Source organism: Allobosea sp. GW821-FHT12C12, from assembly GCF_058807355.1.
Map to the genome: position 1 here is coordinate 195418 of NZ_JBXAQP010000002.1, position 25304 is coordinate 220721.

Annotated in this window: 28 protein-coding genes; 5 read left to right on the forward strand and 23 right to left on the reverse strand. The window is 66.7% G+C overall.

The features are described from left to right. Window positions 1-228: 228 nt before the first annotated feature. Together AC1RRW_RS03850 and glnA are read left to right on the forward strand one after the other, a co-directional pair. On the forward strand, window positions 229-567 hold the full coding sequence (locus AC1RRW_RS03850; protein ID WP_492899207.1) for a P-II family nitrogen regulator: 339 nt from the start codon (window positions 229-231) through the stop codon (window positions 565-567). Window positions 568-665: 98 nt separating this feature from the next. Beyond that, a complete protein-coding gene (glnA, locus tag AC1RRW_RS03855; protein WP_492899208.1) occupies window positions 666-2075 on the forward strand; it encodes a type I glutamate--ammonia ligase in 1410 nt (469 codons plus the stop codon). A gap of 138 nt (window positions 2076-2213) precedes the next feature. On the opposite strand, the gene AC1RRW_RS03860 is transcribed toward glnA, so the two are convergent. From AC1RRW_RS03860 to AC1RRW_RS03915, 12 genes are all read right to left on the reverse strand, one after another. After that, on the reverse strand, window positions 2214-3449 hold the full coding sequence (locus tag AC1RRW_RS03860; protein WP_492899209.1) for a glycosyltransferase family 4 protein: 1236 nt from the start codon (window positions 3447-3449) through the stop codon (window positions 2214-2216). Window positions 3450-3515: 66 nt separating this feature from the next. Next, window positions 3516-3716, reverse strand: a complete 201-nt coding sequence (locus tag AC1RRW_RS03865; RefSeq protein WP_492899210.1) for a hypothetical protein — start codon at window positions 3714-3716, stop codon at window positions 3516-3518. Between the two features lie 169 nt (window positions 3717-3885). Then, entirely contained in the window at window positions 3886-4983 is a 1098-nt protein-coding gene (queA, locus tag AC1RRW_RS03870; RefSeq protein ID WP_492899211.1) for a tRNA preQ1(34) S-adenosylmethionine ribosyltransferase-isomerase QueA, read from the reverse strand. Between the two features lie 9 nt (window positions 4984-4992). Further along, entirely contained in the window at window positions 4993-5463 is a 471-nt protein-coding gene (locus AC1RRW_RS03875; RefSeq protein ID WP_492899212.1) for a peptidylprolyl isomerase, read from the reverse strand. Then, window positions 5463-6125, reverse strand: a complete 663-nt coding sequence (locus tag AC1RRW_RS03880) for a UCP034077 family protein (RefSeq protein WP_492899213.1) — start codon at window positions 6123-6125, stop codon at window positions 5463-5465. Before AC1RRW_RS03880 ends, AC1RRW_RS03875 begins: the two co-directional genes overlap by 1 nt. 15 nt (window positions 6126-6140) lie before the next feature. Beyond that, the gene (locus AC1RRW_RS03885) at window positions 6141-6683 is read right to left on the reverse strand and encodes a peptidylprolyl isomerase (RefSeq protein WP_492899214.1); all 543 of its coding nucleotides are present in this window, start codon (window positions 6681-6683) and stop codon (window positions 6141-6143) included. A gap of 378 nt (window positions 6684-7061) precedes the next feature. Then, complete coding sequence (locus AC1RRW_RS03890; RefSeq protein ID WP_492899215.1) at window positions 7062-7292, reverse strand: DUF1467 family protein; 231 nt, start codon at window positions 7290-7292, stop codon at window positions 7062-7064. After that, window positions 7289-7702: a RidA family protein gene (locus AC1RRW_RS03895; RefSeq protein ID WP_492899216.1), complete on the reverse strand. Its 414-nt coding sequence runs from the start codon at window positions 7700-7702 to the stop codon at window positions 7289-7291. Before AC1RRW_RS03895 ends, AC1RRW_RS03890 begins: the two co-directional genes overlap by 4 nt. A gap of 5 nt (window positions 7703-7707) precedes the next feature. After that, window positions 7708-8112, reverse strand: coding sequence for a methylmalonyl-CoA epimerase (gene mce, locus AC1RRW_RS03900; RefSeq protein WP_492899217.1), 405 nt, complete (start codon window positions 8110-8112; stop codon window positions 7708-7710). A 27-nt stretch (window positions 8113-8139) separates the two neighbouring features. Beyond that, window positions 8140-9810: a ribonuclease J gene (locus tag AC1RRW_RS03905; protein WP_492899218.1), complete on the reverse strand. Its 1671-nt coding sequence runs from the start codon at window positions 9808-9810 to the stop codon at window positions 8140-8142. A 138-nt stretch (window positions 9811-9948) separates the two neighbouring features. Then, complete coding sequence (locus AC1RRW_RS03910) at window positions 9949-10365, reverse strand: hypothetical protein (RefSeq protein ID WP_492899219.1); 417 nt, start codon at window positions 10363-10365, stop codon at window positions 9949-9951. Continuing rightward, a complete protein-coding gene (locus tag AC1RRW_RS03915) occupies window positions 10362-11360 on the reverse strand; it encodes a D-alanine--D-alanine ligase family protein (protein WP_492899220.1) in 999 nt (332 codons plus the stop codon). Before AC1RRW_RS03915 ends, AC1RRW_RS03910 begins: the two co-directional genes overlap by 4 nt. A gap of 212 nt (window positions 11361-11572) precedes the next feature. On the opposite strand from AC1RRW_RS03915, the gene AC1RRW_RS03920 reads away from it, so the two are divergent. From AC1RRW_RS03920 to AC1RRW_RS03930, 3 genes are read left to right on the forward strand one after another with little or no spacing between them, the layout of a single operon-like run. Beyond that, window positions 11573-12403: a D-alanine--D-alanine ligase family protein gene (locus AC1RRW_RS03920; RefSeq protein WP_492899221.1), complete on the forward strand. Its 831-nt coding sequence runs from the start codon at window positions 11573-11575 to the stop codon at window positions 12401-12403. An 11-nt stretch (window positions 12404-12414) separates the two neighbouring features. After that, window positions 12415-12867: a GNAT family N-acetyltransferase gene (locus AC1RRW_RS03925; RefSeq protein WP_492899222.1), complete on the forward strand. Its 453-nt coding sequence runs from the start codon at window positions 12415-12417 to the stop codon at window positions 12865-12867. A 4-nt stretch (window positions 12868-12871) separates the two neighbouring features. Further along, window positions 12872-13465 (forward strand): DUF3109 family protein, encoded by a 594-nt coding sequence (locus AC1RRW_RS03930; RefSeq protein ID WP_492899223.1) that lies wholly within the window; start codon window positions 12872-12874, stop codon window positions 13463-13465. On the opposite strand, the gene AC1RRW_RS03935 is transcribed toward AC1RRW_RS03930, so the two are convergent. From AC1RRW_RS03935 to nuoG, 11 genes are all read right to left on the reverse strand, one after another. Next, window positions 13462-14226 carry a biotin--[acetyl-CoA-carboxylase] ligase gene (locus tag AC1RRW_RS03935; protein WP_492899224.1) on the reverse strand — a complete coding sequence of 255 codons (765 nt, stop codon included), beginning with the start codon at window positions 14224-14226 and terminating at the stop codon, window positions 13462-13464. The genes AC1RRW_RS03930 and AC1RRW_RS03935 overlap by 4 nt on opposite strands. Window positions 14227-14327: 101 nt before the next feature. Then, window positions 14328-15758 carry an NADH-quinone oxidoreductase subunit NuoN gene (nuoN, locus tag AC1RRW_RS03940; RefSeq protein ID WP_492899225.1) on the reverse strand — a complete coding sequence of 477 codons (1431 nt, stop codon included), beginning with the start codon at window positions 15756-15758 and terminating at the stop codon, window positions 14328-14330. Between the two features lie 12 nt (window positions 15759-15770). Beyond that, a complete protein-coding gene (locus AC1RRW_RS03945) occupies window positions 15771-17282 on the reverse strand; it encodes an NADH-quinone oxidoreductase subunit M (protein WP_492899226.1) in 1512 nt (503 codons plus the stop codon). A 4-nt stretch (window positions 17283-17286) separates the two neighbouring features. Beyond that, window positions 17287-19311 carry an NADH-quinone oxidoreductase subunit L gene (gene nuoL / locus AC1RRW_RS03950; RefSeq protein WP_492899227.1) on the reverse strand — a complete coding sequence of 675 codons (2025 nt, stop codon included), beginning with the start codon at window positions 19309-19311 and terminating at the stop codon, window positions 17287-17289. Window positions 19312-19322: 11 nt separating this feature from the next. Continuing rightward, entirely contained in the window at window positions 19323-19631 is a 309-nt protein-coding gene (nuoK, locus tag AC1RRW_RS03955) for an NADH-quinone oxidoreductase subunit NuoK (protein ID WP_492899228.1), read from the reverse strand. Then, a complete protein-coding gene (locus AC1RRW_RS03960) occupies window positions 19628-20251 on the reverse strand; it encodes an NADH-quinone oxidoreductase subunit J (RefSeq protein ID WP_492899229.1) in 624 nt (207 codons plus the stop codon). The genes nuoK and AC1RRW_RS03960 overlap by 4 nt, the downstream gene beginning before the upstream one ends. 148 nt (window positions 20252-20399) lie before the next feature. Further along, window positions 20400-20888 (reverse strand): NADH-quinone oxidoreductase subunit NuoI, encoded by a 489-nt coding sequence (gene nuoI, locus AC1RRW_RS03965; protein ID WP_492899230.1) that lies wholly within the window; start codon window positions 20886-20888, stop codon window positions 20400-20402. Window positions 20889-20897: 9 nt separating this feature from the next. Further along, a complete protein-coding gene (locus AC1RRW_RS03970; protein WP_492899231.1) occupies window positions 20898-21953 on the reverse strand; it encodes a M15 family metallopeptidase in 1056 nt (351 codons plus the stop codon). Between the two features lie 21 nt (window positions 21954-21974). After that, window positions 21975-22214, reverse strand: coding sequence for a hypothetical protein (locus AC1RRW_RS03975; protein ID WP_492899232.1), 240 nt, complete (start codon window positions 22212-22214; stop codon window positions 21975-21977). After that, the gene (gene nuoH, locus AC1RRW_RS03980) at window positions 22214-23233 is read right to left on the reverse strand and encodes an NADH-quinone oxidoreductase subunit NuoH (RefSeq protein ID WP_492899233.1); all 1020 of its coding nucleotides are present in this window, start codon (window positions 23231-23233) and stop codon (window positions 22214-22216) included. Before nuoH ends, AC1RRW_RS03975 begins: the two co-directional genes overlap by 1 nt. A gap of 4 nt (window positions 23234-23237) precedes the next feature. Next, the gene (nuoG, locus tag AC1RRW_RS03985; protein ID WP_492899234.1) at window positions 23238-25298 is read right to left on the reverse strand and encodes an NADH-quinone oxidoreductase subunit NuoG; all 2061 of its coding nucleotides are present in this window, start codon (window positions 25296-25298) and stop codon (window positions 23238-23240) included. Window positions 25299-25304 lie beyond the last annotated feature (6 nt).

Here is a 25304-nt window from a genome sequence, read left to right on the forward strand (position 1 = left end):
GATAGTCATCTGCATATTTTATGAGCTGTTTATTGCCTTCCGATCAGGCGTTTCACGGCTTTCTTCCGCATGGCGAGGCGCATGCGCCGATGCTATGAGCAGAGTGCGGATGCGGATCCGACGGATCGAAAAGCTGGTCCGGCTCATGCAGGGCTGCGGATGATCCGCGAGGACGGGCTCAGGCAAAGTCCCAACTCACGTCAACGCGCAAGGGAGGCCGGTCGGCGCATGAAAAAGATCGAAGCGATCATCAAGCCGTTCAAGCTGGACGAGGTGAAGGAGGCGCTTCAGGAGGTCGGCCTGCAGGGCATCACCGTGCTGGAGGCCAAGGGTTTCGGCCGGCAGAAGGGCCACACCGAACTCTATCGCGGCGCCGAGTATGTCGTCGATTTCCTGCCCAAGGTGAAGATCGAGATCGTCCTGGCCGACGAGATGGTCGACGCCGCCATCGAGGCGATCAAGAAAGCGGCCCAGACGGGTCGCATCGGCGATGGCAAGATTTTTGTATCGACGGTGGAGGGGGCGATCCGCATCCGCACCGGCGAGACCGGCGCGGATGCGATCTGAGGCGTTTTCCCGACCCGAGAGATGCGTGTCCCGGCGGTTCCTGAAAGACCCCGCGGATCGAGTGAATCTGAGAAACTGCTTGCGAGAGGAATGCTGAGATGAAGAGCGCCAAGGATGTCCTCAAGGCGATCAAGGACAACGACGTCAAATATGTGGACTTCCGCTTCACCGACCCGCGCGGCAAGTGGCAGCACGTGACCTTCGACGTCACGATGATCGACGAGGACATCTTCGCCGAAGGCACCATGTTCGACGGCTCCTCGATCGCCGGCTGGAAGGCGATCAACGAGTCCGACATGCTGCTGATGCCGGACCCGACGACGGCCTGCATGGACCCGTTCTTCTCGGCCGCGACGATGGTCGTCACCTGCGACGTGCTCGAGCCCGCGACCGGCGAGCCCTATGGCCGCGATCCGCGCGGCATGGCCAAGAAGGCCGAGGCCTATCTCAAGTCGACCGGCATCGGCGACACCGTCTATGTCGGTCCGGAAGCCGAATTCTTCGTCTTCGACGACGTCAAGATTTCGGCCGATCCCTACAATACGGGCTTCAAGCTCGACAACGTCGAGCTGCCGATCAACGGCCAGACCGAGTACGAGGGCGGCAATCTCGGCCACCGCATCGCCACCAAGGGCGGCTACTTCCCGGTGCCGCCCCAGGATTCCGCCCAGGACATGCGCGGCGAGATGCTGGCGGCCATGGCGGCCATGGGCGTCAAGGTCGAGAAGCACCATCATGAGGTCGCCTCGGCGCAGCACGAACTCGGCATGAAGTTCGACACGCTGACGCACATGGCCGACCAGATGCAGGTCTACAAATACGCGATCCACAACGTCGCGCAGAGCTACGGCAAGACCGCGACCTTCATGCCGAAACCGATCTATGGCGACAACGGCTCGGGCATGCATGTCCACCAGTCGATCTGGAAGGGCGGCAAGCCAGTGATGGCCGGCAACAAATATGCCGATCTCTCGCAGGAGTGCCTCTGGTACATCGGCGGCATCATCAAGCACGCCAAGTCCCTGAACGCCTTCACCAACCCCTCGACCAACTCCTACAAGCGCCTCGTCCCGGGCTATGAGGCCCCGGTGCTTCTCGCCTATTCGGCGCGCAACCGCTCGGCCTCCTGCCGCATCCCGTGGACGACCTCGCCCAAGGCCAAGCGCGTCGAGGTCCGCTTCCCCGACCCGATGGCGAACCCCTATCTCGCCTTCGCCGCCATGCTAATGGCCGGCATCGACGGCATCGTGAACAAGATCGATCCCGGCCCGGCGATGGACAAGGATCTCTACGACCTCCCGCCGCGCGAGCTGAAGAAGATCCCGACGGTCTGCGGTTCGCTGCGCGAGGCGCTGGAGTCGCTCAAGAAGGACAACGCCTATCTCAAGGCCGGCGGCGTCTTCAACGACGACTTCATCGAAAGCTACATCGAACTCAAGATGCAGGACGTGGCGCGCTTCGAGATGACGCCGCACCCGGTCGAGTTCGCCATGTACTACTCTTACTGAGCTACTACTCTTACTGAGCTACTACTCCTGCTGAGCCTGGCTCAGGGGAAGACGAGCTTCCTCCCGACCGCGAAGGGTTCGCGGTCCACCTTCCAACCGGGGCGGCGACGCCCCGGTTTTTCATTGGATCTGTCGTGCTCAGGCGACCGCGCCGCGCTTCGTATCGCCGGCGACCAGCCCGCGATAGGCCTCGACCGTCCGCGCGACATGGCGCTGCGTCGTCAGCGGGTCGGCCCAGTAGCGGCGATAGGCGCTCGCGCCCATAGCGGACGCGACGCGATCGTCCTTCAGCCGCGTCAGCGCGGCCGAAAGCCCGGCCGCGTCGCCGCCGTCGACAAGGATGCCGTCCCGGCCGTCCGCGATCCAGCTTGCCGGCCCGGTCGTCCGCGCCAGCACCACCGGCACGCCGAGCGAGCGCGCCTCGGCGATGACGAGCGGACCGGGCTCGTACCAGAGCGACGGCAGCACGAGACAGCGCGCCTTGGCGATCTCCTCGAACACCATCTCGGCCGAGACCCAGCCGCGGATCTCGGCGGCCGGATTGGCGCTTGCTATCGCGTCCGACAGCGGCCCCTCGCCGACGAAGCGCACCGGCATGCCGGCGCGCGCGGCCGCCGCCGCCAGAATGTCGGGGGCCTTTTCCTGGGTGAAGCGCCCGAGGAACAGGGCGTGCCGGTTGGCCGCGACGTCCGCCGGCGCCAGCCGCTCGGCCTCCATCATGTTCTCGACCACGACATGGCGGGCATGCCTCGGCAGGAACGGCGCGGCGAAATCGCGCGCGAAATCGCTGACATGGATGAAGAGCGGCGCGCTCAGCCCGCGCATCGCCTCGTCGGAGCGCCATTGCCGCGCCACGCGGACGAGCTTGTGGATGTAGGAGGCGCGGTCGCAGTTCGAGCTGGCGCAGCCCGCCGACATCGGCTTCTGCCGGCATGGCGCGCCGGCCTTGAAATCGAAATAGCCGCCGGTCGGGCAGAACGAGAAATAGTCGTGCATCGTCACCGCGACCGGCAAACCGCTCTCGCCGGCCGCCGACAGCGCCGCCGGGCTGAACGCCTTGGTCCACTGATGCAGGTGGACCAGCGTCCCGGATTTGGGCTGGCGCGCCAGCAGCTCGGTCAGGAAGGCATGGGCCGGCGCGTTCCAGATGCCCTGCCGGGCGGCGGCGATCTTGCTGCCGACCTTCCAGATTTCCTCCCCCCGGAACATCGCGATCTCGATGCGCGGATGCGTCAGCCGCTCGGAGACGGGGCCGATCGCGCAGGCGAAGACGATGTCGACGCCGGCCTCGGCCAGCCCGCGCGCGCTCTCGATGGCCACCTTGGCGGCGCCGCCGTTGACGGAACCGAAATCGCTGATGATGACGCAACGCATGGCAAGTCCTCCGCGCGGGAGGCTAGGCCGCAAAGGTTGATTTTTCGTCGGAGCGGCTCGGACGTCTCAGCGCAGGGCGAGCAGGCTCAGCCCGACGACGGAGAGCAGCGCGGCGATGCCCCAGAGCCAGCGCGTGGACGGCGTCGGCGTCAGGCGGAGCTGGTCGAGCCGGCCGAGTTCCTCATGGCCGAAGGATTCGCCGGCGAGACGCGCCGTCCGCTCCAGCCCCGAAATCCTGATCCTCGCGACCGACGAGCGCAACGCCACGACACTCTCCCCTAGCGGCAAGCCTAGCGCAGGAACAGCCAGGACGGAAAGCCTGCCAGCCATGCCACTTTCGCATACCGCCCTGAACGAAGCCTGAATCGGTTTCAGCCCGATGGACGGCTGGTCGCATGAACGGATGACGGTGATGCGACGTGGCTATCCGGCAGTCTCAGCCCGACGGATCCGCCCGCGCCAACAGGCTGGAATCGCCATAGGAGTAGAAGCGGTAACCCTGCGCGATGGCATGGGCATAGGCCCGGCGCATCAGGTCGAGCCCGCCGAAGGCGCAGACCAGCATGAACAGCGTCGAGCGCGGCAGGTGGAAATTGGTCATCAGCAGGTCGACCGCGCGGAAGCGATAGCCCGGCGTGATGAAGATCGCGGTGTCGCCCGAAAACGGCGCGATCACGCCATCCTCGCCGGCCGCGCTTTCGAGCAGCCGCAGCGATGTGGTGCCCACCGCGACGATGCGCCCGCCTCGCGCCCTCACGACGTTCAGCGCCGCGGCCGTCTCGGCAGAGACGGTTCCGGTTTCGGCATGCATGCGGTGGTCGCGCGTATCGGCCGCCTTGACCGGAAGAAAGGTCCCTGCCCCGACATGCAGCGTCACGAAATGGCGCGAGACGCCGCGCGCCTCCAGCGCCGCCGCCAGCTCCGGCGTGAAATGCAGGCCAGCCGTCGGCGCCGCGACCGCGCCGTCCTCCCGCGCGTACATCGTCTGGTAGTCGAGCGCGTCTCGCCCGTCGGTCGGTCTCTTGCCGGCTATGTAGGGCGGCAGCGGCAATTCGCCGAGCCGGGCGATGGCCTCGTCGAGCGCCGGCCCTGCCAGGGCGAAGCGCAGCTCGACCTCGCCGCCCTTGGCCTTCGCGACGACGACGGCCTCCAGCCGACCGAGTTCGCAGACGTTCGATGCCGCGTCGCCGAAGCCGAAGACGATGGTCTCGCCGAGGACGAGCTTTTTGGCCGGCCGGGCGAAGGCGAGCCAGCGATCGGCGGCGTCGCGCTTGTGCAGCATGATCTCGATGCGCGCCGAGGCCTCGCCGCGCCAGCGGCGGCCATGGAGCCGCGACGGGATCACGCGCGTATCGTTGAGGACGAGCGCGTCGCCCGGTCGCAGCAGGGCGACGAGGTCGCGCACGCCGCGATCCTCGAAAGGCCGCGCCGCGCCGGGATCGACGACGAGCAGGCGCGCCGAATCTCGCGGGTTCGCCGGCCTCAGCGCGATTCGGTCTTCGGGAAGGTCGAAATCGAAGAGATCGACATCCACGGCTCCGGCTCAGGCCGCGTCGGCCATCACCTTCATCGAGACGATCGAATCGGGATCGCGAACCGGCTCGCCGCGCTTGATCCTGTCGACATTCTCCATGCCTTCGACGACCTCGCCCCAGACCGTGTACTGCTTGTCGAGGAAGCGGGCGTCCTCGAAGACGATGAAAAACTGGCTGTTTGCCGAGTTCGGGTTCTGCGAGCGGGCCATCGAGCAGATGCCGCGCACATGCGGCTCGGCGTTGAACTCGGCCTTGAGGTCGGGCAGGTCGGAGCCGCCGGTGCCGGTGCCGTGCGGGCAGCCGACCTGCGCCATGAAGCCGTCGATGACGCGGTGGAAGACGATGCCGTCGTAGAAGCCCTGACGCGACAGCACCTTCAGGCGCTCGGCATGGGCGGGCGCGAGGTCGGGGCGCAGCCTGATCACCACCTTGCCCTTGGTGGTTTCCATGACGAGGGTGTTCTCGGGATCGAGCGACATCAGGTCGGCCTTTCGTTGAACGGCGCGCGGCCGTGGAAGCGGATGGACAAGGGTCGCCCCGCGATACTCGCTCCGAGACGCGGCGACAACCTCAACGGCGTGCAGTCGCGCACGGCGCGGACGACGGATCTGGCAAAGCTCGCCCGCGGAGCCGGGTCGGTGCGGCGCGTGCCCCAGGCCACGCGCGGCTGGCCGAACAGCGAGCCGTCCCGGCGCAGGCTGAAACGCACGGTCGCCATGGCGCCGGCGGTCGGCCCATCCGGTTGCGGCGGGTCCCAGCAACGCCGCAGCGCCGGCCCGAGATCGGCAAGCCTGTCGATTTCCTGGCCCGCGCCGTTCGGCACGGTCGCCGGCGAAAGCGAGCCGGATAGGCCAAGCTCTGCGCTGCCGGCGCCCGGCGCCGGCGGCAGCGGCCGCTGGCGCAGCCCCGGAATGTCGTCGTCGCCGCCGAAGCGGCCGCCGATGCCGGGTCCGTAGCGCTGGCCGGACGGCGGCGGCAGCACCGGGTTCTGCGAGCCCGATGGCGGCGGCAGGACGGGGTTCTGCGAGCCGGAGGGCGGCGGCAGGCCGAGGTCGATCGTGCCCTGCGCGCCGACCGCGCCCGCACCGCCCGCCAAAGCGGGCAGGACGAGCGCGAAAACCAAAGCGTTCAGGGCGCGCATCGAACCGCGGCGGTCCTACTTGACGTCGGCCTGCACACGCATGCGGATGATCTTGTCCGGGCCCGTCACCTGTCCCGACCCCGGTGCGCCCTTCTTGATCTTGCGCACCGCGTCCATGCCGGAAACGACCTCGCCGAACAGCGTATATTGGCCGGTCAGCGGGCCGCAACCTTCGTAGCAGATGAAGAACTGCGAGTTGGCGGAGTCGGGCGAGCTCGACCGCGCCATGCCGACGGAGCCGACCTTGTAGGGCGTCGGCGTGAACTCGGCCGGCAGGTTCGGCAGATCGGACTTGCCGGTGCCGGTGCCGGTCGGGTCGCCGGTCTGAGCCATGAAGCCGTCGATGACGCGATGGAAGACGATGCCGTCGTAAAAGCCTTTCTGCGTCAGCGCCTTGATCTGAGCGACATGCTTGGGCGCGAGATCGGGACGCAGGCGGATCGTCACCGGCCCATCCTTGGTCTCGAGGATCAGCGTGTTTTTCGGGTCTGGCGCCTGGGCCTGGGCTGCGCTGAGCGCCCCGGCGAGAGCGAGGATGGCGATGGATGTGCGCAGCATGGGTTTTCTCCTGCCTGCCGCTGGATTCGACAGGTTCGACGGCGGGTTTGGTAGCGGCATCCTCGGGCGCGAACAAGGCGCTCCCATGGCCTGACAGGAACAATGTTGCAGCGCACAAGCGGATTGGAGAATAAATATGCAAAAAGATGAGGCTTCGCCTGCCTAAAGTGGTGACAGGCGTGTCACAATCGGCTAGTCAAAAGGCGCTGGGCACGCTCGGTTCGACTTGAGCGCCGCGGACCAGGTCTCGGGAGGAACAAATGGCCGCCTAGTATATGAGTCGCGCACACCCGATGCGCGCCGATACTGCGGTAAAAACAGACTTGAAGGGCAAGGCTTTGGCCTTGCCCTTTTGTTTTGCAGACCAGGACACGAAGACTACAGCTCGAATGTCGCCCAGATATACCAGACCAGCGCGAAGACGAGGCCGGCGATCACCGAGTTGATCAGCGCGATCCTGAGCAGGGGCGGCGGCGGCGGCGCGCCCGGATCGGTGCCTTGCGTCACCTCGCCCGCCTCGGCCTGGCTGCGCACGCCGAAGGGCAGCACGACGAACAGCACCGTCCACCAGATCACGAAATAGACCGCGAGCCCGCCGGCGATCGTCATGAGTCATGTCCTTTCGACGCATCGCTGGCCAGCGCGATGCAGGCGAAGGCGACGCGCGCCTGCGTCGGCACGCCGAAGCGGGCCGTGTGACGCGCCGGCAGGCCGCCCGGAAAATGCTTCACATATTCGGCGTTGCAGGCGGCGTAGTCGGCCGGATCGGTGATCAGCATGGTCATCTGGACGACGCGATCGAGCGAGCTGCCGGCCCCGCTGAGGATCGCGGCCACCTTGGCCAGGGCGTTGCGGACCTCGTCGGCCGGGGTCTCGCCGCGATGGAGGCCGCGCTCGGGGTCGTGCGGAGCCGAATGGCCCGAGACGAAGACAAGCCCGCCGGCCCGCGTCGCCTCGCTGAACGGCCGCGGCGAGCCGGCCGGCGGCTGGCCGAGGAAGTCGATGGCTCCGTCCTCCATCGCGCTCACGCCTGTTCGAGCTCGACGAGCGTCCCGCAGAAATCCTTCGGGTGCAGGAACAGCACCGGCTTGCCATGCGCGCCGATGCGCGGCTCGCCGGAGCCGAGAACGCGCGCGCCGTCCGCCTTCAGCTTGTCGCGCGCCGCCAGAATATCGTCGACCTCGTAGCAGATATGGTGGATGCCGCCGTCGGGGTTGCGCTCCAGGAATTTCGCCACCGGCGAATCCGCGCCCATCGGCTCCAGCAGCTCGATCTTGGTGTTGGGCAGCTCGACGAAGACGACCGTGACGCCATGCCCGGGCTGCGGCAGCGCCTGCGAGACGCGCGCGCCGAGCGTGTCGCGATAGAGCGCGGTCGAGGCGCCGAGATCCTTCACGGCGATGGCGACGTGGTTGAGGCGTCCGATCATGCGATGTTCCCCGCGAGCCGGACCATTCTAGACCTCGATCACCAGCGCATGCACCAGCGGCTTCTTGCCCCACTCCTCGTTGACGGCGCTGCGCAGGCCGCGCTCCAGCGCGTTGCGCAGGGCCTCGGGGTCGCGCCGGCGCGCCTTGGGGATGTTGTCGAGCAGTTCCGAGACCGCGTCGGCGACATATTCGTCGAAATCGATGCCGTCGCGGGTGCGCGGCGGCAGACCGAGCACGGCGATCTCCGGATCGCCGGCGACGCCGCCCTTCTCGTCGACCGCGACCGCGACCGAGATCATGCCGGCGAAGGAGAGCTTGCGGCGCTCCGAAATGGTCTTCTCCAGCGCGTTCACCAGCAGGCTGCCGTCCTGGTAGAGCCGCCCGTGGTTGACCTCGTCGATCTTGCTCGCGCCCTCGGGACCGATCGCGACGACGTCGCCGTTGCCGGCGCGCACCACCGTCTTGACGCCTAGCCCCCGCGCGAAGGTCGCGTGCTCGGAGAGATGCAGGTCCTCGCCATGAGCCGGGATCACGATCCGGGGCTTGAGCCAGCCATAGAGCCTGGCCATCTCCTCGCGCCGCGGATGGCCCGAGACATGGACGAGATGGGTCCGGTCGGTGACGATCTCGATAGCGTCGCGCGCCAGCGCGTTGTGGATGTTGCCGACGGCCTTCTCGTTGCCCGGAATGGTGCGCGAGGAGAAGATCACCCGGTCGCCGGGCGAGAGCGCGATCTCGGGGTGGTCGTCGGAGGCGATTCGCGAGAGCGCGGCGCGCGGCTCGCCCTGGCTGCCGGTCAGGAGCGCCACGACCTTGTCGCGCGGCAGGTAGCCATAGGTGTCGGCCGAGCGGAAGGCCGGGATGCCGTCGAGATAGCCGCATTCGCGCGCGACATCGATGACGCGGTCCATGGCGCGGCCGACCACGACGACCTCGCGCCCGTCGGCCATGGCGGCCTCGGCCACCGCCTTCAGCCGCGCGACGTTCGAGGCGAAGGTGGTGACCGCGACGCGGCCCGGCGCCGAATGCACCAGTTCCTTCAGCTTGGCCGCGACATCGGCCTCGCTCGGCGAGGCGCCGTCGCGCATGACGTTGGTCGAATCGCAGATCAGGGCGAGCACGCCCTCCTCGCCGAGTTCGCGCAGGCGCTTCTCGTCGGTCGGCAGCCCGACCTGCGGCGTCGGGTCGATCTTCCAGTCGCCGGTGTGGACGACGAGGCCGGCGGGCGTGCGGATGGCCAGCGCGCAGGATTCCGGGATCGAATGCGCTACTGGGACGAACTCGATGTCGAACGGTCCGAGCGTGCAGCGCCCGCCCTGGTTGATCACGTTCATCGGCACCTTCGGCGCGCCGGGCTCCGAGAGCCGGCGCGTCGCCAGCAGGCCTGCGGCGAAGCGCGTGCAGTAGACCGGCGCGCGAAGCGACGGCCAGAGAGCGGCGAGCGCGCCGATATGGTCCTCATGCGCGTGGGTGATGACGATGCCGAGCAGGTTGGCGCGCTCGGCGACGATGTAGCTTAGGTCCGGCAGGATGATGTCGACGCCCGGCGCCTCCGGCCCGGCGAAGGACAGACCGCAATCGACCAGGATCCATTTTCGCCGGCCCTCCGGCCCGAAACCGTAGAGCGCGGCGTTCATGCCGATCTCGCCGAGGCCGCCGAGGGGAACGAAGACGAGTTGGTCCGGGGAGCGCGTCACGAAAAGTCCTGACTGGGGTGTTTGGGGGCGCCGTCGCGCCAGGCAGCGGGCGGACCCCTAGCACGCCAGCAAGGCAGCCTCCATAGCGCGCCCCAAGCAAACCGGCGAAGCGCGCCGGCGCGATGTTCGCCAGCGCGTCTACCAGTAATAGATCTCTTCGCAGGCGGCCTGATATTCGGCGCGCAGTCGCGGCGTGGAGAGGTAATGCAGCCAGAGGCCGGCATTGGGTCCGAAGCGGCAATAGACCAGTGCGAATTGAGGCTTGCCGGCCCGCGTGACGATCTTCAGCCATGTTCCTGACAGCTTCTGAAACAGCACCCAGTCCGGAATTCCTCTCGGCTTGAGGGAAAACCATTCGAGCTTGTCGTCTCCATCGACCTCGACCCAGCCGACCTGCTTGATGTTGGCGAGGACCGCTCGCAGCAGCGGCGGATACACAGCAGGCATCGCAAGCGCCTCCCATTGCCAGCAAGGATCGCAACCAGACGCAAAGCCTTGGCTATGGAAGCCAGGTTTGCAGGGCCAACTCCGCCAAGCAAACCGGGAGGTCTTCATCCGATCGATATCCCGACGCGTCGTGCGGCATCCAGCAGAACGCCGCGAACGAGATCGTCGTAGGGCAGATCATGCCTCGACAAGATCACGATGTCACTATGATGCGGGTTCAATCCCGGCAGCGGATTGCACTCCAGCAAGAACGGCCTGCCCTCGCTGTCGAGCCGGAAATCGATCCGCGCGATGTCGCGGCAGCCGAGCAACGCGGCGGCGCGCAGCGCATGGGCCTCGATCGACTGACGCGTCGCCGCCGGCAGGCGGGCGGGAACGTGATAGCGGACTTGGCGTCGCCAGTCGCGCTTGGTCTCGATGTCGTACAGAAACGGCTTGGCTGAACCGTGAGGCTCGGCCGGCGCGATCTCCATCAGCGCGAGGATGCTCCGCTCTGCGCCATTGCCGCGAAGACCGACCGTCACCTCCATGCCGGGCAGGAACTCCTCGACGAGCGCCGGCGCGCCGTAGCGGGAGCGCACCCAGCGGCAACGGCTTGCCGCGGCCCCGGCCGAGCCGCAGAGCGATCCCCGGCCGATTCCCTTGCTCGATCCTTCGTCGTTCGGCTTGACGATCACCGGATAGGTCAGGTTTGCGAGCGCGGGCTCATCCGCTTCATCGACGATCAGACACCCTGACGGGACAGGCACGTCGGGCGATACGATCCGGCGGGCGATCGCCTTGTCCTGGGCCGCCGCCAAGGTCAGGGCGTCGGAGCCCGTGAACGGCAGGCCGAGCAGTTCGCAGACCGCCGCGGCAAGGGCTTCGCGACAGCGACGGCCTTCGCCCTCGGCTAGATTGAAGGCGAAGCCGAAATCGCCCGCCTCCAACGTCCGGGCAAGGCTCCTGTCGGCCACGACGGGCACTGGCTTGACGCCGAGGCCGCCCAGCGCCGCGCAGATTGCCTCGATGGTTTCGGGCGTATCATACTCCTCGAACATGTCGTCGGGCAGCCCGTCGGCGAGCTCTTCTGGCCGGGGGTTGTGCAGCACCGCAATTCTCATGGCGGGTCGTCCTCTGGCCGCGGCCTTGAATATCGAAACCGGCGGCAGGGACGCATCGGGATGAAACCACTCGTGGGGCCGACGGTCAGATCAGCAGAATTCCTGCGTTGCGGGAAGCGTTGCGAACCTTCCCGGAGCCGCGCGTGAAGGTTCTCGTGCTCCATAGCCTTCCGCCGTCCGCCATCGGCGATCGTTCTCCCTATGAGTTCGACTTGAGCGAAGCCGCCCAAGAGGTCGCGGCGGCCTTGCCGTCGGCTGTCGTCGCCGGCATCAGGGGCGAAGTGGCTGAACTCCTCGCCTGCCTCGCGGCCCAGCAGCCGGACGTCGTATTCAACGCCTGTGAGGCGCCGCTCGGCCGGCCCGACCTCGAGGCGCATGTCGCGGCCGTTCTGGAATGGCTCGGCGTGCGCTTCACCGGCTGCGGCAGCGAAACCCTCGCCTTGTGCCGGCGCAAGGATCGGGCGAAGGCCGTTCTGGCGGCCGCCGGCATACGGGTTCCGCGCGCGAATGGGTTCCCCTGCATCGTCAAGCCGGTGGATGAGGATGGGTCCGCCGGCATCTTCGCGAATTCGGTGTGCGAGGACGAGGCCGCCGTGGCGCGTGCGACCGCGCGCCTGCCTGGCCCTGCGCTGATCGAGGAATTCATCCCCGGCCGGGAGTTCGCGGTTGCGCTCTGGGGGCGCGACCGTCCAGACCATGTCTCGCTGACCGAGACGCGGTTCCTCAACGGGTTGCGGCTGACCACCTATCGCGCGAAATGGGACGAGCACAGCGCCGAATTCGCCAACTCGCCCTATCTTTACGCGACGGCCGACCCGGACCTGCGGCGCAAGCTCTTCGCCGCGGCGATCGCGGCCTGGAAGGCCGTCGGCGCGCGTGGTTATCTGACGGTCGACATCCGGCTCGACACGTCCGGCAAGCCTGTGGTTCTGGAGGTCAATCCCAATCCCGACCTCGGACCCGGCGTCGGGATCGCGCGCGCGGCCGAGGAGGCTGGATGGAGCTGGGAGCGCTTCGTGCGACAGCAAGTCGAATGGGCGTGACGATCAGGGCGATGACGTCGGCCGACCGCGAGCCGGTGCGCGCCATGCTGCTGGAATGCGGCGCGTTCACCGGCATCGAGGTGCGGACCGCGCTCGACATGGTGCAGTCCGGTCTCGACGGCGAGTATGAGCTGCTGGCGGTGGCGGACGGCGCGGCTCTGCATGGCTATGCCTGCTTCGGGCCCGCGCCTCTGACCCTTCGTTCCTGGTATCTCTACTGGATCTGCATCGCGCGCGATGCGCAGGCGAAAGGCCTGGGTCGCCGGCTGCAATCGGCCGTCGAGGCCGCCATTCGCGAGCGTGGTGGAGCGAGGCTGGTCCTCGAGACGAGCGGACGGCCGGATTACGCGCCTGCGCGACGCTTCTACCGCAAGGCCGGATTCGCCGAAGTCGGCCGCATTCCGGACTTCTACGATCGCAACGACGACTGCGTCATCTATTCCAAGCCGCTGGCCGGGGAGTGAGCGCATGAGCGAACCGGAGCCCGGAAAGTCGCCCGACTTCGTCATCGTCAATGCCGGAACGGCGCGGTTCGAATGCACTTATGGGCGCGGATGCGACGGGTTGTGCTGCCGCAACGGCCGGCCGCCCGTGACCGGAGCCGAATCGGCGCGGATCGACGCGAATATCGCGAGAATCCTGCCGCGGCTTCGTCCCGAGGCGCGGGCGTTGCTGGAAAAGCAGGGTTATCTCAGTCGGCGCGGGCTCAAGGATCAGCCGATGCTCCGCGTCGTCTCGGGCTGGTGCGTGTTCTTCAACGGGGGCTGCGTGCTTCACAAGCTCGGCGCGGAGGAAGGCGAGAAACATCGCTACAAGCCAGCGCCCTGCGCGTTGTTCCCGCTGGCCAAGGACAGCCGCGACCGCTGGCATGTCAGGCAATGGGGTCATAACCGGGAAGCGTGGGACCTGTTTTGTCTCGACCCCGAGCGCACCGACACGCCAGCCGTTGCTTCCCTGCGGGAGGAGATCGCCTTGGCGCAAGGCCTTTCGCTGAACGAGGCAGGCCGGCCCGACGGAGGCTCCGAGCCGGATCGGCCCGTCTCCGGACGGACGTCGTCCTAGCCTGAGTCCGGCAGCAGATAGAGATCGCCGGCATCGACCAGCCGCGGTCCCTGATCGGTATCGAGCCGGAGACGGCCGGAGGGATCGAGCCCGAGGAAGCGGCCGGTCAGCGGCTGGTCCGTCAGCCTGACGGCGATGGTCTCGCCCAGGAAGGCCGCGCGTTCGAGCCAGGCCTGACGCGTCGGCCCGAAGCCGCCGGGCCGCGACCACGCCGCGTGGCGCGAGACCCACGCCTCGCTCAGCGCGGTCAGCATCGCCTCGACGGTCGCCCCCGGCGCGTGCGCGGCGAGCGCGGTGGCCGGATAGGGCGTGTCCGTCGGGAAGGAGGCGATGTTGACGCCGAAGCCGATGATCAGGTCGAGCCGGCCTGCCCGGCTCTCGCCTTCCAGCAGCAGGCCGGCGGTCTTGGCGCGGCCGACCAGAAGATCGTTGGGCCATTTCAGCGCGAGGCCGGCTGCCGCCGGAGCGCCCAGCACCCGCAAGGCCGCGTCATGCAGCGCCAGCCCCGCGACGAAGCCTAGTTGCGGGGCGAGCGCCGGCTCGCACGGATTGGTCAATAGAAGGCTCGCATAGAGATTGCCGGGCGGAGACCCCCAGACCCGGCCATGTCGGCCGCGCCCGGAGGTCTGCTCGCGCGCGACGATCCAGAGGTTTCCGGCATCGTCGTCGCGGAGCGCGCGGCGCGCCTCCTCCATGGTCGAGCCGACGGCGTCGCGGACGATCAGCCGGTAGCCGGCGGCGCGGGCGGCGTCGGAGAGCATCGTTCAACCGTCATTGCGGGGAGCGACGCGACGACGCAATCCAGGCAACGTCGAGCGAGACGTCTGGATTGCTTCGCCGCGCTCGCAATGACGAGTGAAACTCAAAACAGCGACTTCACCGCCGCCGCCGCCGAGTCGAACAGCGGCGCCGGCGCGAGCGAGAGCACCAGCACGAAGCCGGCCGAGACCAGCAGCACGGCGCGCACGCCGGGATCGCCGCGCTCGAAGGCGGGCCTGGCCTCGTCGAAATAGATGATCTTGACGAGCCGCAGATAGTAGTAGGCCCCAACCACGCTGGTCACGACGCCGACGACGGCGAGCGTGTAGAGCTTGGCGTCGATCGCCGCGAGGAAGACGTAGAACTTCGCCCAGAAGCCGGCCAGCGGCGGAATGCCGGCGAGCGAGAACATCATCATCGCCAGCGCGAAGGCCATCCAGGGATTGGTCCGCGACAGGCCGGCGAGCTCGCCGATGTCCTCGACCGGCCTGCCGTCGCGCCGCATCATCAGCACGCAGGCGAAGGCCCCGAGCGTCGTGGCGAGATAGATCGCCATGTAGACCATCACGCCCTGCACGCCGCCAGCCGTGCCGGCAGCCAGACCGACCAGCGCATAGCCCATATTGGCAATCGAGGAATAGGCCAGCAGCCGCTTGATGTTGATCTGCCCGATCGCCGCGAAGGCGCCGAGCGCCATCGAGGCGATCGAGATGAAGATCACGATCTGCCGCCATTCGTGCAGCGCGCCGGGAAACGCCCCGACGAAGACGCGCACGGTCATCGCCATCGCCGCCATTTTCGGCGCGGCGGCGAAGAAGGCCGCGACCGGGGTCGGCGCGCCCTCGTAGACGTCGGGCGTCCACATGTGGAACGGCACGGCCGAGATCTTGAAGGCGAGACCGGCCGCGACGAAGACGATGCCGAAGATCAGCCCGAGTCCGGGTTCGCCGCCCTGCGCCACGGCCGCGATCCCGGCATAGTTCACCGTGCCGGTGAAGCCGTAGACCAGCGACGCGCCGTAGAGCAGCATCCCCGAGGAGAGCGCGCCGAGGACGAAGTATTTCAGCCCGGCCTCGGTCGACCTGGCGTTGTCGCGGTCGAAGGCGGCGACGACATAGAGCGCCAGCGACTGCAGTTCGAGGCCGACATAGAGGCTGATCAGGTCGCTCGCCGAGATCATCATCATCATGCCGATGGTCGACAGCACGATCAGGATCGGGAATTCGAAGCGCATCGTCCCGTCGCGGCGCAGCGAATCCGACGAGAGCAGGATCGCGGCCGCCGCGCCGAGCAGCGTCAGCACCTTCATGAAGCGGGCGAATCCGTCGGCGACGAAGCCGCCGTTGAAGGTCACGGCCTTGCCGGTTCCAGACAGCACGAGAACCAGCGCGAGCCCGAACAGCGCGATCGCGGCGTATTCCAGGAGGCGGGTCGAACGCTCGCCCCGGATCGCGCCATAAAGCACCATGGCGATGGCGCCGAGCGCCAGGATGATCTCGGGCAGAGCCGGGCCAAGGGCGTGAACGGTGGTCATCGCGGCCAAACCTTACTGGACCGCCAGCATCGCCGTTTTCGCGGCGGTGATGGCGGCCTGATAGTTCTTGATGAGGGCTTCGGTCGGCGCGGCGAAGGCGTCGAGGATCGTGCCGGGGCGCACGCCATACCAGATCGTCAGCACGACGAGCGGAACCAGCGTCGCCATCTCGCGGCGGTTGAGGTCGGCGATGCCCTTGAGCTCGGGCTTGACCAGTTCGCCGAACATGACGCGGCGATAGAGCCAGAGCGCGTAGGCCGCGGACAGAATGACGCCAGAGGTCGCGATGAGGGCGATCCAGGGATTGGCCTTGAACGCGCCCATCAGCGTCAGGAACTCGCCGACGAAACCGGCCGTGCCCGGCAGGCCGACATTGGCCATGGTGAAGACCATGAAGATCACGGCGTAAATCGGCATGCGGTTGACCAGCCCGCCATAGGCGGCGATCTCGCGGGTGTGCATCCGGTCGTAGACCACGCCGACGCAGAGGAAGAGCGCGCCGGAGACGAGGCCGTGGCTCATCATCTGGAACATCGCGCCCTGGATGCCCTGCGGCGTCATGGTGAACAGGCCCATGGTGACGAAGCCCATATGCGCCACCGACGAGTAGGCGATCAGCTTCTTGATGTCCTCCTGCATCAGCGCGACCAGCGAGGTGTAGACGATGGCGATGACGGAGAGCGCATAGACCAGCGGGGCGAAATAGAGCGACGCCTCGGGGAACATCGGGATCGAGAAGCGGATGAAGCCGTAGCCGCCCATCTTCAGCAGGATCGCCGCCAGGATGACGGAGCCGGCGGTCGGCGCCTCGACATGGGCGTCTGGCAGCCAGGTGTGGACCGGCCACATCGGCATCTTCACCGCGAAGGAGGCGAAGAAGGCGAGCCAGAGCCAGGTCTGCATGCCGGGCGGGAACTTGTGCGCCAGCAGCGTCGGGATGTCGGTCGTGCCGGCGTTCCAGTACATCGCCATCAGGGCGAGCAGCATCAGCACCGAGCCGAGCAGCGTGTAGAGGAAGAACTTGTAGGAGGCGTAGACCCGGCGCTTGCCGCCCCAGATGCCGATGATCAGGAACATCGGGATCAGGCCGGCCTCGAAGAACAGGTAGAACAGCACGAGGTCGAGCGCCGCGAACACGCCGATCATCAGCGTCTCGAGGATCAGGAACGCGACCATGTACTCGCGCACCCGCTTCGTCACCGAGTTCCACGACGCGAGGATGCAGAACGGCATCAGGAATGCGGTCAGCACGATGAACGGGAAGGAGAAGCCGTCGACGCCGAGCTTGAACTTGATCTGATCCGACACCCAGCCATGGCTCTCGACGAGCTGGAAGCCGGGATTGGCCGCGTCGAAGCGCGTCCAGGCGACGAGCGCCAGAACGAAGGTCGCGACCGTGGCCGCCAGCGCCGCATAGCGGGCATTGGAATCGACCGAGGCCTGGTCGCCGCGTTGCGCCAGGATGAAGGCCGCGCCGACCAGCGGCAGGACGAGAAGTCCGGTGAGGATACCGAAGCCGAACATCATCTCACCCGCGAACCAGGAGATACCAGGTCACCAATCCGGCCACGCCCATCAGCATGGCGAAGGCGTAGTGATACAAATAGCCGGTCTGCAGCCGCACCACGCGGTTGGTGACGTCGACGACGCGGGCCGAGATGCCGTCCGGTCCCAGCCCGTCGATGACCATGCCGTCGCCCTTCTTCCAGAGGAAGCGGCCGAGCCATTTCGCCGGCCGGACGAAGAGGAAGTCGTAGAGCTCGTCGAAATACCACTTGTTGAGCAGGAACTTGTAGAGAACCGGGTTGGCGGCGGCGAGCCTTCCGGGGATGTCGGTGCGCAGCACGTACATCCAGAGCGCCAGCCCGAGGCCGACCACCATGGCGGCGAAGGGCGACCAGACCACCCATTTCGGGCTCTCGTGGACGGCTTGCAGGATCTGGTTGTCCTTGCCCGTGAACAGCGAGCCCTTCCAGAAGCCCTCATAGCCGTCGCCGAGGAAGACGCCCTTGAAGGCCAGTCCGGCGAAGACGGCGCCGAGCGCCAGCACGCCCAGCGGAATCAGCATGACGAGCGGACTTTCATGCGGCGTGTGGTCATGACCGTGGCCATGATGGCCATCATGCGCGGCATGGGCATGGTCGCCATGGGCAGTGGCGGCATGCGCATGCCCATCGTGCCCATGGGCATGCGCCCCGGCGCCCCAGCGCGGCTTGCCCTCGAAGGTCATGAAGTAGAGCCGCCACGAGTAGAACGAGGTCATGCAGGCGGCGGCGACCAGCAGCACGAAGGCGTATTCGCTCGCGAAGCCCTTCCGGGCCGCAAAGGCGCTTTCGATGATCGCGTCCTTGGAGAAGTAGCCGGCGAAGAGCGGAAAGCCCGTCAGCGCCAGCGTGCCGATCGTCATGGCGGCGGCCGTCAGCGGGATATGCTTCCGCAAGCCCCCCATCTTGCGCATGTCCTGCTCGTGATGCATCGCGTGGATGACCGAGCCCGCGCCGAGGAACAGCAGCGCCTTGAAGAAGGCATGGGTGAAGAGGTGGAAGATGGCGGCGGAATAGGCCCCGACGCCGAGCGCGACGAACATGTAGCCGAGCTGCGAGCAGGTCGAATAGGCGATGACGCGCTTGATGTCGTTCTGGACGAGGCCGACGGTGGCTGCGAAGAACGCCGTGGTCGCGCCGATGACGACGACGACGGTGAGCGCCGCCGGCGCGTATTCGAAGATCGGCGAGAGCCTGGCCACCATGAAGACGCCGGCCGTGACCATGGTCGCGGCATGGATCAGCGCCGAGACCGGGGTCGGCCCCTCCATCGCGTCCGGCAGCCAGGTATGCAGCAGGAACTGGGCCGACTTGCCCATCGCGCCCATGAACAGCAGCAGCGCGGCGAGCGTCAGCGCGTTCCACTCGTAGCCGATGAAGCGGAATGTCTGGTTCGTCATCTCGCCGACACGGGGGAAGATCGCGTCGAAACCGACCGAGCCGAACAGCACGAAGACGAGGAAGATGCCGAGCGCGAAGCCGAAGTCGCCGACGCGGTTGACGATGAAGGCCTTCATCGCGGCGGCGTTGGCCGAGGGCTTCCCGTACCAGAAGCCGATCAGCAGATAGGAGGCGAGGCCGACCCCCTCCCAGCCGAAGAACATCTGGACGAGGTTGTCGGCCGTCACCAGCATCAGCATGGCGAAGGTGAAGAGCGAGAGATAGGCGAAGAAGCGCGGCCTGTGCTCGTCCTCGTGCATGTAGCCGATCGAGTACAGGTGCACGAGCGACGACACGGTGTTGACCACGACCAGCATCACGACCGTCAGGGTGTCGATCCGGAAGGCCCAGTCGACGCGCAGGTCGCCCGAGGCCATCCAGGTCGCGACCTGCACCCGCGTCGTGCCGGAGCCGAAGCCGACATTGAAGAAGGCGATCCAAGACAGGACGGCCGAAACCATCAGCAGCGAGGTGGTGACGATCTCCGAGCCGCGCGCGCCGATCAGCCGGCCGAACAGGCCGGTGATCAGGAAACCGATCAGGGGAAGGAAGACGATCGCGTGATACATGGCCGGCCCGCTCAGCCCTTCATCATGTTGATGTCTTCCACCGCGATCGTGCCGCGGTTGCGGAAGTAGACGACGAGGATGGCGAGCCCGATGGCGGCCTCGGCCGCCGCGACCGTCAGCACGAGCAGCGCGAAGACCTGCCCGACGATGTCGTTCAGGAAGCTGGAGAACGCGACGAAATTGATGTTGACCGCGAGCAGGATGAGCTCGACCGACATCAGGATGACGATGACGTTCTTGCGGTTGAGGAAGATGCCGAGCACGCCGAGCGTTAACAGGATCGCGGCGACGGCGAGATAGTGTCCGAGGCCGATCATCACGCCATCTCCTCGGGCACGCCGGCGCGCGACGGCACCTGCCTGACGTCCATCGCGGCCGCCTTGGTGCGCGCGTTCTGGGTCGGGATGTCCTGGCGCTTGACGCCGGGGCGGTCGCGCAGGGTCAGCACGATCGCGCCGATCATGGCGACGAGCAGCACGAGGCCGGCCGCCTGGAAGTAGTAGATATACTGCGTGTAGAGCACCCGGCCCAACGCCTCGGTGTTGCTCATCGTCGCCGGGATCGCCGCGACCGGCGTCCGCACGATCCGCGGGTCGATCGCCCAGGCGCCGACGACGAGCAGGAGCTCGACCGCGAAGATCAGCCCGATCAGCGCGCCCAAAGGCAGGTAGTTCTGGAAGCCCTGGCGGAACTCGGCGAAGTCGACGTCGAGCATCATCACAACGAACAGGAACAGCACCGCCACCGCGCCGACATAGACGACGATCAGCAGCATCGCGAGGAACTCGGCTCCGAGCAGCAGGAACAGCCCCGCCGCGTTGACGAAGGCGAGGATCAGGAACAGCACCGAATGCACGGGATTGCGCGAGGTCACCACCATGAAGGCGGATGCGACCGTGACGCCCGCGAAAAGATAGAAGAAAGCCGCTGCGGCGTTCATCCTGGCCAGCCTTTCCGCCCTCGCGGGCGGCCCATGTTGAACTGCTTCCAATCGAGTCGGATGCAGTTTCGAGCGTCTATAGTCAGGGCAGCCGGCAGTAGGCAATCGGCGGTCGAAGGATCGCGTGCCGCTGCCTGCTGCCCGGTTCCTACCGATACGGCGCATCCATCGCGATGTTGCGGGCGATCTCGCGCTCCCAGCGCGCGCCGTTCGCGAGCAGCCGGTCCTTGTCGTAGAACAGCTCCTCGCGGGTCTCGGTCGCGAACTCGTAGTTCGGCCCCTCGACGATGGCGTCGACCGGGCAGGCCTCCTGGCAGAAGCCGCAATAGATGCACTTCGTCATGTCGATGTCGTAGCGCGTCGTGCGGCGCGTGCCGTCGTTGCGGCGCGGCCCGGCCTCGATCGTGATCGCCTGCGCCGGGCAGATCGCCTCGCAGAGCTTGCAGGCGATGCAGCGCTCCTCGCCGTTCGGATAGCGCCGCAAGGCGTGCTCGCCGCGGAAGCGCGGCGAAAGCTGCCCCTTCTCGAAGGGGTAGTTCAGCGTCGCCTTCGGCTTCAGCAGATAGCGCATCGACAAGGCGAACGCCGAGACGAACTCCTTGAGGAGCAGGCCCTTGGCGGCTTGCGCGAGTGTCATCTTTGGCTCCTATGGCTTGGGCAATTGGCCAGACGCAAGCCACTCGTCAATCTTGTCGCGACCTACTTCAAAGTGGCCCCACTCCGGGATGCGGAAGTGTCCGCCCCAATACCATCCGTGACGGGCGAGCACGATCGCGAGTTGGATCCAATCATCCCGCTCCTGACCGTCGAGCACCGAGCCCATCGCCGGAAAATTGCCACCGAGCGTCATATCGATGGCAACGCCCCAAGAATGGTTCGAGATGGCGGAGTTGCTGCCTCTCACGAAGCGCGCACATATCCCGCCCATCAGCGAAAGGCGAGCAAATAGATCAGGCTTCGTCAGCCGCAGGTCGGAGAAAGCAGCCGCTAGGCTGTCGAGAGCCGGCTTGAGTAGTTGCACCGTAAACGGTCCCACATTCCGCCGCTCGACGAGAGGCGCAAGTTGTGGATTGGTGATCGGCTGGCAGTCCTCGGTGAAGCTGTCACGCGGCTTACCCAAGCGCTCTAGCAGAAACGCCGGGTTCGCAGCGGCGACCCCAAGCGCCGGCAAGCTCGCGGTTCGACGAATATCGCGAACGACCGTGCTTTCGTTTTGGCGGATCGCTCCAATCCGCGCATAGGCCCATTCGATTTCGCGATCGATATCCGCGCGTTTGGGATCGTCGGCATTCAGACTCCGGAGCGTCTCATGCAGCCCACGGATTGCCTGTAAGCTCGCGTCGCGGTTAGCGATGAGTTTACTGAGATAGATATCCCAGCGCTTGCGATCCTCTTCTTCAGACACCGCAGCAAAATATTCGGCTGCTCGAATGCGGACTTCAATGTCTGCCGACGTACCCTGTTCAAGGAACGTTCGTGCGAACTCACGTCTGGCGTTGAAACCGCTTATCTCGTTTTCCTGACGCTTCTGCTGGTACGCCAGCTGTGCTTGAATCCAAGCGACGATGTTCGGAGCGGCCACAGTGACCACCGCAACGAGAAAGCCGACGAGGATGATCTGAACAAGGCCAATGTTTTGCTGGCGCCGATTCAGTGCGACTACCTGCTCAGCAGTCAACTTATCGACTCCCTCGATGGCCATTCTAGAACTTTGCTCCTCGCATTAGCCGAACAACGCCCGGCCGACGAAATAACCCACGAGCGGCATCGCGCCGATCGTCATCGCCATCAGCGCCACCCGCAGGATGCGGATGCGACGCTCGTAGTCCTCGTGCTCGGCTTCGGTCGCCGAGCTGTTCGTCCGACGCAGCGCCGAGACGACGACGCCGGAGATCAGCTTGTATTCGACCAGGCCCAGCACGAGGCCGATCAAGGCTCCGATCGGGCCTGCATAGGCTGCCACTAGCGCACCGGCCCCCAGCCCGTGAGCTGCAGCACCAGCGCCACCACCACCACCGACGCCAGCGATAGCGGCAGGAACACCTTCCAGCCCAGCCGCATCAGCTGGTCGTAGCGGTAGCGCGGCACGAAGGCCTTCACCATGGCGAACATGAAGAACACGGCGCAGACCTTCAGCGCGAACCAGACCACGCCCGGCAGCCAGGTGAAGGGCGCGACCGGGAACGGCGGCAGCCAGCCGCCGAGGAACAGCACCGTCATCAGCGCGCACATGGTCATGATCGCCACGTACTCGCCGAGCATGAACAGGAGATAGGGCGTCGACGAGTATTCGACCATGTATCCGGCGACGAGCTCCGATTCCGCCTCCGGCAGGTCGAAGGGCGGCCGGTTCGTCTCGGCCAGCGCCGAGATGAAGAAGATCACGAACATCGGGAACAGCGGCAGCCAGTACCAGCCGAACAGGCCCGCCCGCGAATTCTGCGCCTCGACGATGGCCGAGAGGTTGAGCGAGCCGACGCAGAGCAGCACGGTGATGATGACGAAGCCGATCGAGACCTCGTAGGAGACCATCTGCGCCGCCGAGCGCAGCGCGCCCATGAACGGGTATTTCGAGTTCGAGGCCCAGCCGGCCATGATCACGCCGTAGATGCCGAGCGACGAGATCGCCAGCACGTAGAGTATGCCGACATTGATGTCCGCGATCGCCCAGCCTTCGGCCACCGGAATCACCGCCCAGGCCGAGAGCGCCAGCAGGCAGGTCACCAGCGGGGCCAGCAGGAACACGCCCTTGTTGGCGCCCGACGGGATGATCGGCTCCTTGAAGGCGAATTTCAAAAGGTCGGCGAAGCTCTGGAACAGGCCGAAGGGCCCGACCACGTTGGGGCCGCGCCTGAGCTGCACCGCCGCCCAGATCTTGCGGTCGGCCAGCAGGATATAGGCGATGAAGACGAGCAGGCAGGCGATGAGCAGGAAGCTCTTGCCCAGCAAGATCAGGAGGTCGAGGACGAGATTCCAGTTCATGGCCCTACTCCGCCGCCTGCCGCATGCGGCCCGAGGCCAGCGCCGAGCATTCGGCCATCACGGCGGATGCGCGCGCGATCGGGTTGGTCTGGTAGAAGTCGACGACGGACGAGACGAAGCCGGCCTTCTCCGCCTTGCCGCCGAGGTCGGCGAGCGAGGCGAGAACGCCTGCGTCGTTGACCGGCGCCGAGTCGAGCGCGGCGAGATGCGGATGCTCGCCATAGAGCGCCTTGCGCAGGCCGGCGAGCGAATCGAACGGCAGCGTCCTGCCCAGCGTCGCCGACAGCGCCCGCAGGATCGCCCAGTCCTCGCGGGCGTCGCCCGGCGGGAAGGTGGCGCGGTCGGTCATCTGCACCCTGCCCTCGGTGTTGACGTAGGTGCCCGATTTCTCGGTGTAGGCCGCGCCCGGCAGGATGACGTCGGCGCGATGCGCGCCCTTGTCGCCATGCGTGCCCTGATAGACCACGAAGGCTCCGGCGGGAACCTCGATCTCGTCGGCCCCGAGCAGGAACAGCAGGTCGAGCGCGCCGGGCTGGAGCATGCCGGCGACGTCGAGCCCGCCCTCGCCGGGAAAGAAGCCGAGATCGAGACCGCCGACGCGCGCGGCGGCCGTGTGCAGCACGCCGAAACCGTTCCAGCCTTCGGCGGCGCCCAGACGCTGCGCGGCCTTCGCCGCCATCGAGAGGATCGCCTCGCCATCGGGCCGCGCCAGGGCGCCCTGCCCGACCAGCACCATCGGTTTCGCCTTGCCGGCGGCCGCGGACTTGACCAGCTCGGCCAGGGAATCCGGACCGGCCCCGAGATAATCATAGGCGTAGGTTAGGTCGGCCTGCTCGCCGATGACGCTGATCTTGAAGTCGCCGCGCAGCCAGCGCTTGCGGATGCGCGCGTTCAGGATCGGCGCTTCCCGGCGCGGATTCGCGCCGATGATCAGCAGCGACTCCGCCTCGTCCAGCCCAGCGATGCCGGCGTTCAGCACGTAAGATGCGCGGCCGAACTTCGGATCGAGCTTCGTGCCGTCCTGCCGGCAGTCAAGATTGGCGCTGCCGAGCGAGGCCATCAGCGCCTTCAGCGCGAACATCTCCTCGACCGCGGCGAGATCGCCGGCGATCGCGCCGATCCTCGCAGGCGTCGCGGCCTTCACCTTGCCGGCGATCAGCGCGAAGGCCTCGGCCCAGCTTGCGGGCTTCAGCGCCCCACCGACGCGAATATAGGGCCGGTCGAGCCGCTGCGTGCGCAGGCCGTCGACGACGTGTCGGGTCTTGTCGGAGATCCACTCCTCGTTCACCGCCTCGTTGAGGCGCGGCAAGATGCGCATCACCTCGCGGCCGCGCGAATCGACCCGGATCGCCGAGCCGACCGCATCCATCACGTCGACCGACTGCGTCTTGGTCAGCTCCCAGGGACGGGCCTTGTTCTGATAGGGCTTCGAGGTCAGCGCGCCGACCGGGCAGAGATCGACGACATTGCCCTGCAGCTCGGAGGTCATCGCCTGTTCGAGATAGGTCGTGATCTCCATGTCCTCGCCGCGTCCGATCGCGCCGAGGTCGGCGCCGCCGGCGACTTCCGTGGTGAAGCGGACGCAGCGCGTGCACTGGATGCAGCGCGTCATCGAGGTCTTGACCAGCGGGCCGATATATTTGTCCTCGACCGCGCGCTTGTTCTCGGCATAGCGCGAGGTGTCGACGCCATAGGCCATCGCCTGGTCCTGCAAATCGCATTCGCCGCCCTGGTCGCAGATCGGGCAATCCAGCGGATGGTTGATGAGGAGGAACTCCATCACCCCCTCGCGGGCCTTCTTGACCATCGGCGACCTGGTCGAGACCACCGGCGGCTCGCCGTTCGGGCCGGGACGCAGATCGCGCACGCCGATGGCGCAGGAGGCCTGCGGCTTGGGCGGGCCGCCCTTCACCTCGACCAGGCACATGCGGCAATTGCCGGCGATCGAGAGCCGCTCATGGAAGCAGAAGCGCGGCACCTCGGCGCCGGCGGCCTCGCAGGCCTGGAGCACGGTGTAGTCGGCGGGAACGTCGACCTCGATGCCGTCGATGAGGAGTTTGGTCATTCGCTC

What these genes read in the sequence shown, in the direction of transcription:
- AC1RRW_RS03850 (WP_492899207.1), top strand. Translation starts at nt 229, where the DNA reads ATGAAAAAGATCGAAGCGATCATCAAGCCGTTCAAGCTGGACGAGGTG.
- glnA (WP_492899208.1), top strand. Translation starts at nt 666, where the DNA reads ATGAAGAGCGCCAAGGATGTCCTCAAGGCGATCAAGGACAACGACGTC.
- AC1RRW_RS03860 (WP_492899209.1), bottom strand. Translation starts at nt 3,449, where the DNA reads ATGCGTTGCGTCATCATCAGCGATTTCGGTTCCGTCAACGGCGGCGCC.
- AC1RRW_RS03875 (WP_492899212.1), bottom strand. Translation starts at nt 5,463, where the DNA reads ATGTCGCTCGATCCCGAGAACACCCTCGTCATGGAAACCACCAAGGGC.
- AC1RRW_RS03880 (WP_492899213.1), bottom strand. Translation starts at nt 6,125, where the DNA reads ATGCGCGCCCTGAACGCTTTGGTTTTCGCGCTCGTCCTGCCCGCTTTG.
- AC1RRW_RS03885 (WP_492899214.1), bottom strand. Translation starts at nt 6,683, where the DNA reads ATGCTGCGCACATCCATCGCCATCCTCGCTCTCGCCGGGGCGCTCAGC.
- AC1RRW_RS03890 (WP_492899215.1), bottom strand. Translation starts at nt 7,292, where the DNA reads ATGACGATCGCCGGCGGGCTCGCGGTCTATTTCGTGATCTGGTGGACG.
- AC1RRW_RS03895 (WP_492899216.1), bottom strand. Translation starts at nt 7,702, where the DNA reads ATGGAGGACGGAGCCATCGACTTCCTCGGCCAGCCGCCGGCCGGCTCG.
- mce (WP_492899217.1), bottom strand. Translation starts at nt 8,112, where the DNA reads ATGATCGGACGCCTCAACCACGTCGCCATCGCCGTGAAGGATCTCGGC.
- AC1RRW_RS03910 (WP_492899219.1), bottom strand. Translation starts at nt 10,365, where the DNA reads ATGAAGACCTCCCGGTTTGCTTGGCGGAGTTGGCCCTGCAAACCTGGC.
- AC1RRW_RS03915 (WP_492899220.1), bottom strand. Translation starts at nt 11,360, where the DNA reads ATGAGAATTGCGGTGCTGCACAACCCCCGGCCAGAAGAGCTCGCCGAC.
- AC1RRW_RS03925 (WP_492899222.1), top strand. Translation starts at nt 12,415, where the DNA reads ATGACGTCGGCCGACCGCGAGCCGGTGCGCGCCATGCTGCTGGAATGC.
- AC1RRW_RS03930 (WP_492899223.1), top strand. Translation starts at nt 12,872, where the DNA reads ATGAGCGAACCGGAGCCCGGAAAGTCGCCCGACTTCGTCATCGTCAAT.
- AC1RRW_RS03935 (WP_492899224.1), bottom strand. Translation starts at nt 14,226, where the DNA reads ATGCTCTCCGACGCCGCCCGCGCCGCCGGCTACCGGCTGATCGTCCGC.
- nuoN (WP_492899225.1), bottom strand. Translation starts at nt 15,758, where the DNA reads ATGACCACCGTTCACGCCCTTGGCCCGGCTCTGCCCGAGATCATCCTG.
- AC1RRW_RS03945 (WP_492899226.1), bottom strand. Translation starts at nt 17,282, where the DNA reads ATGTTCGGCTTCGGTATCCTCACCGGACTTCTCGTCCTGCCGCTGGTC.
- nuoL (WP_492899227.1), bottom strand. Translation starts at nt 19,311, where the DNA reads ATGTATCACGCGATCGTCTTCCTTCCCCTGATCGGTTTCCTGATCACC.
- AC1RRW_RS03960 (WP_492899229.1), bottom strand. Translation starts at nt 20,251, where the DNA reads ATGAACGCCGCAGCGGCTTTCTTCTATCTTTTCGCGGGCGTCACGGTC.
- nuoI (WP_492899230.1), bottom strand. Translation starts at nt 20,888, where the DNA reads ATGACACTCGCGCAAGCCGCCAAGGGCCTGCTCCTCAAGGAGTTCGTC.
- AC1RRW_RS03970 (WP_492899231.1), bottom strand. Translation starts at nt 21,953, where the DNA reads ATGGCCATCGAGGGAGTCGATAAGTTGACTGCTGAGCAGGTAGTCGCA.
- nuoH (WP_492899233.1), bottom strand. Translation starts at nt 23,233, where the DNA reads ATGAACTGGAATCTCGTCCTCGACCTCCTGATCTTGCTGGGCAAGAGC.
- nuoG (WP_492899234.1), bottom strand. Translation starts at nt 25,298, where the DNA reads ATGACCAAACTCCTCATCGACGGCATCGAGGTCGACGTTCCCGCCGAC.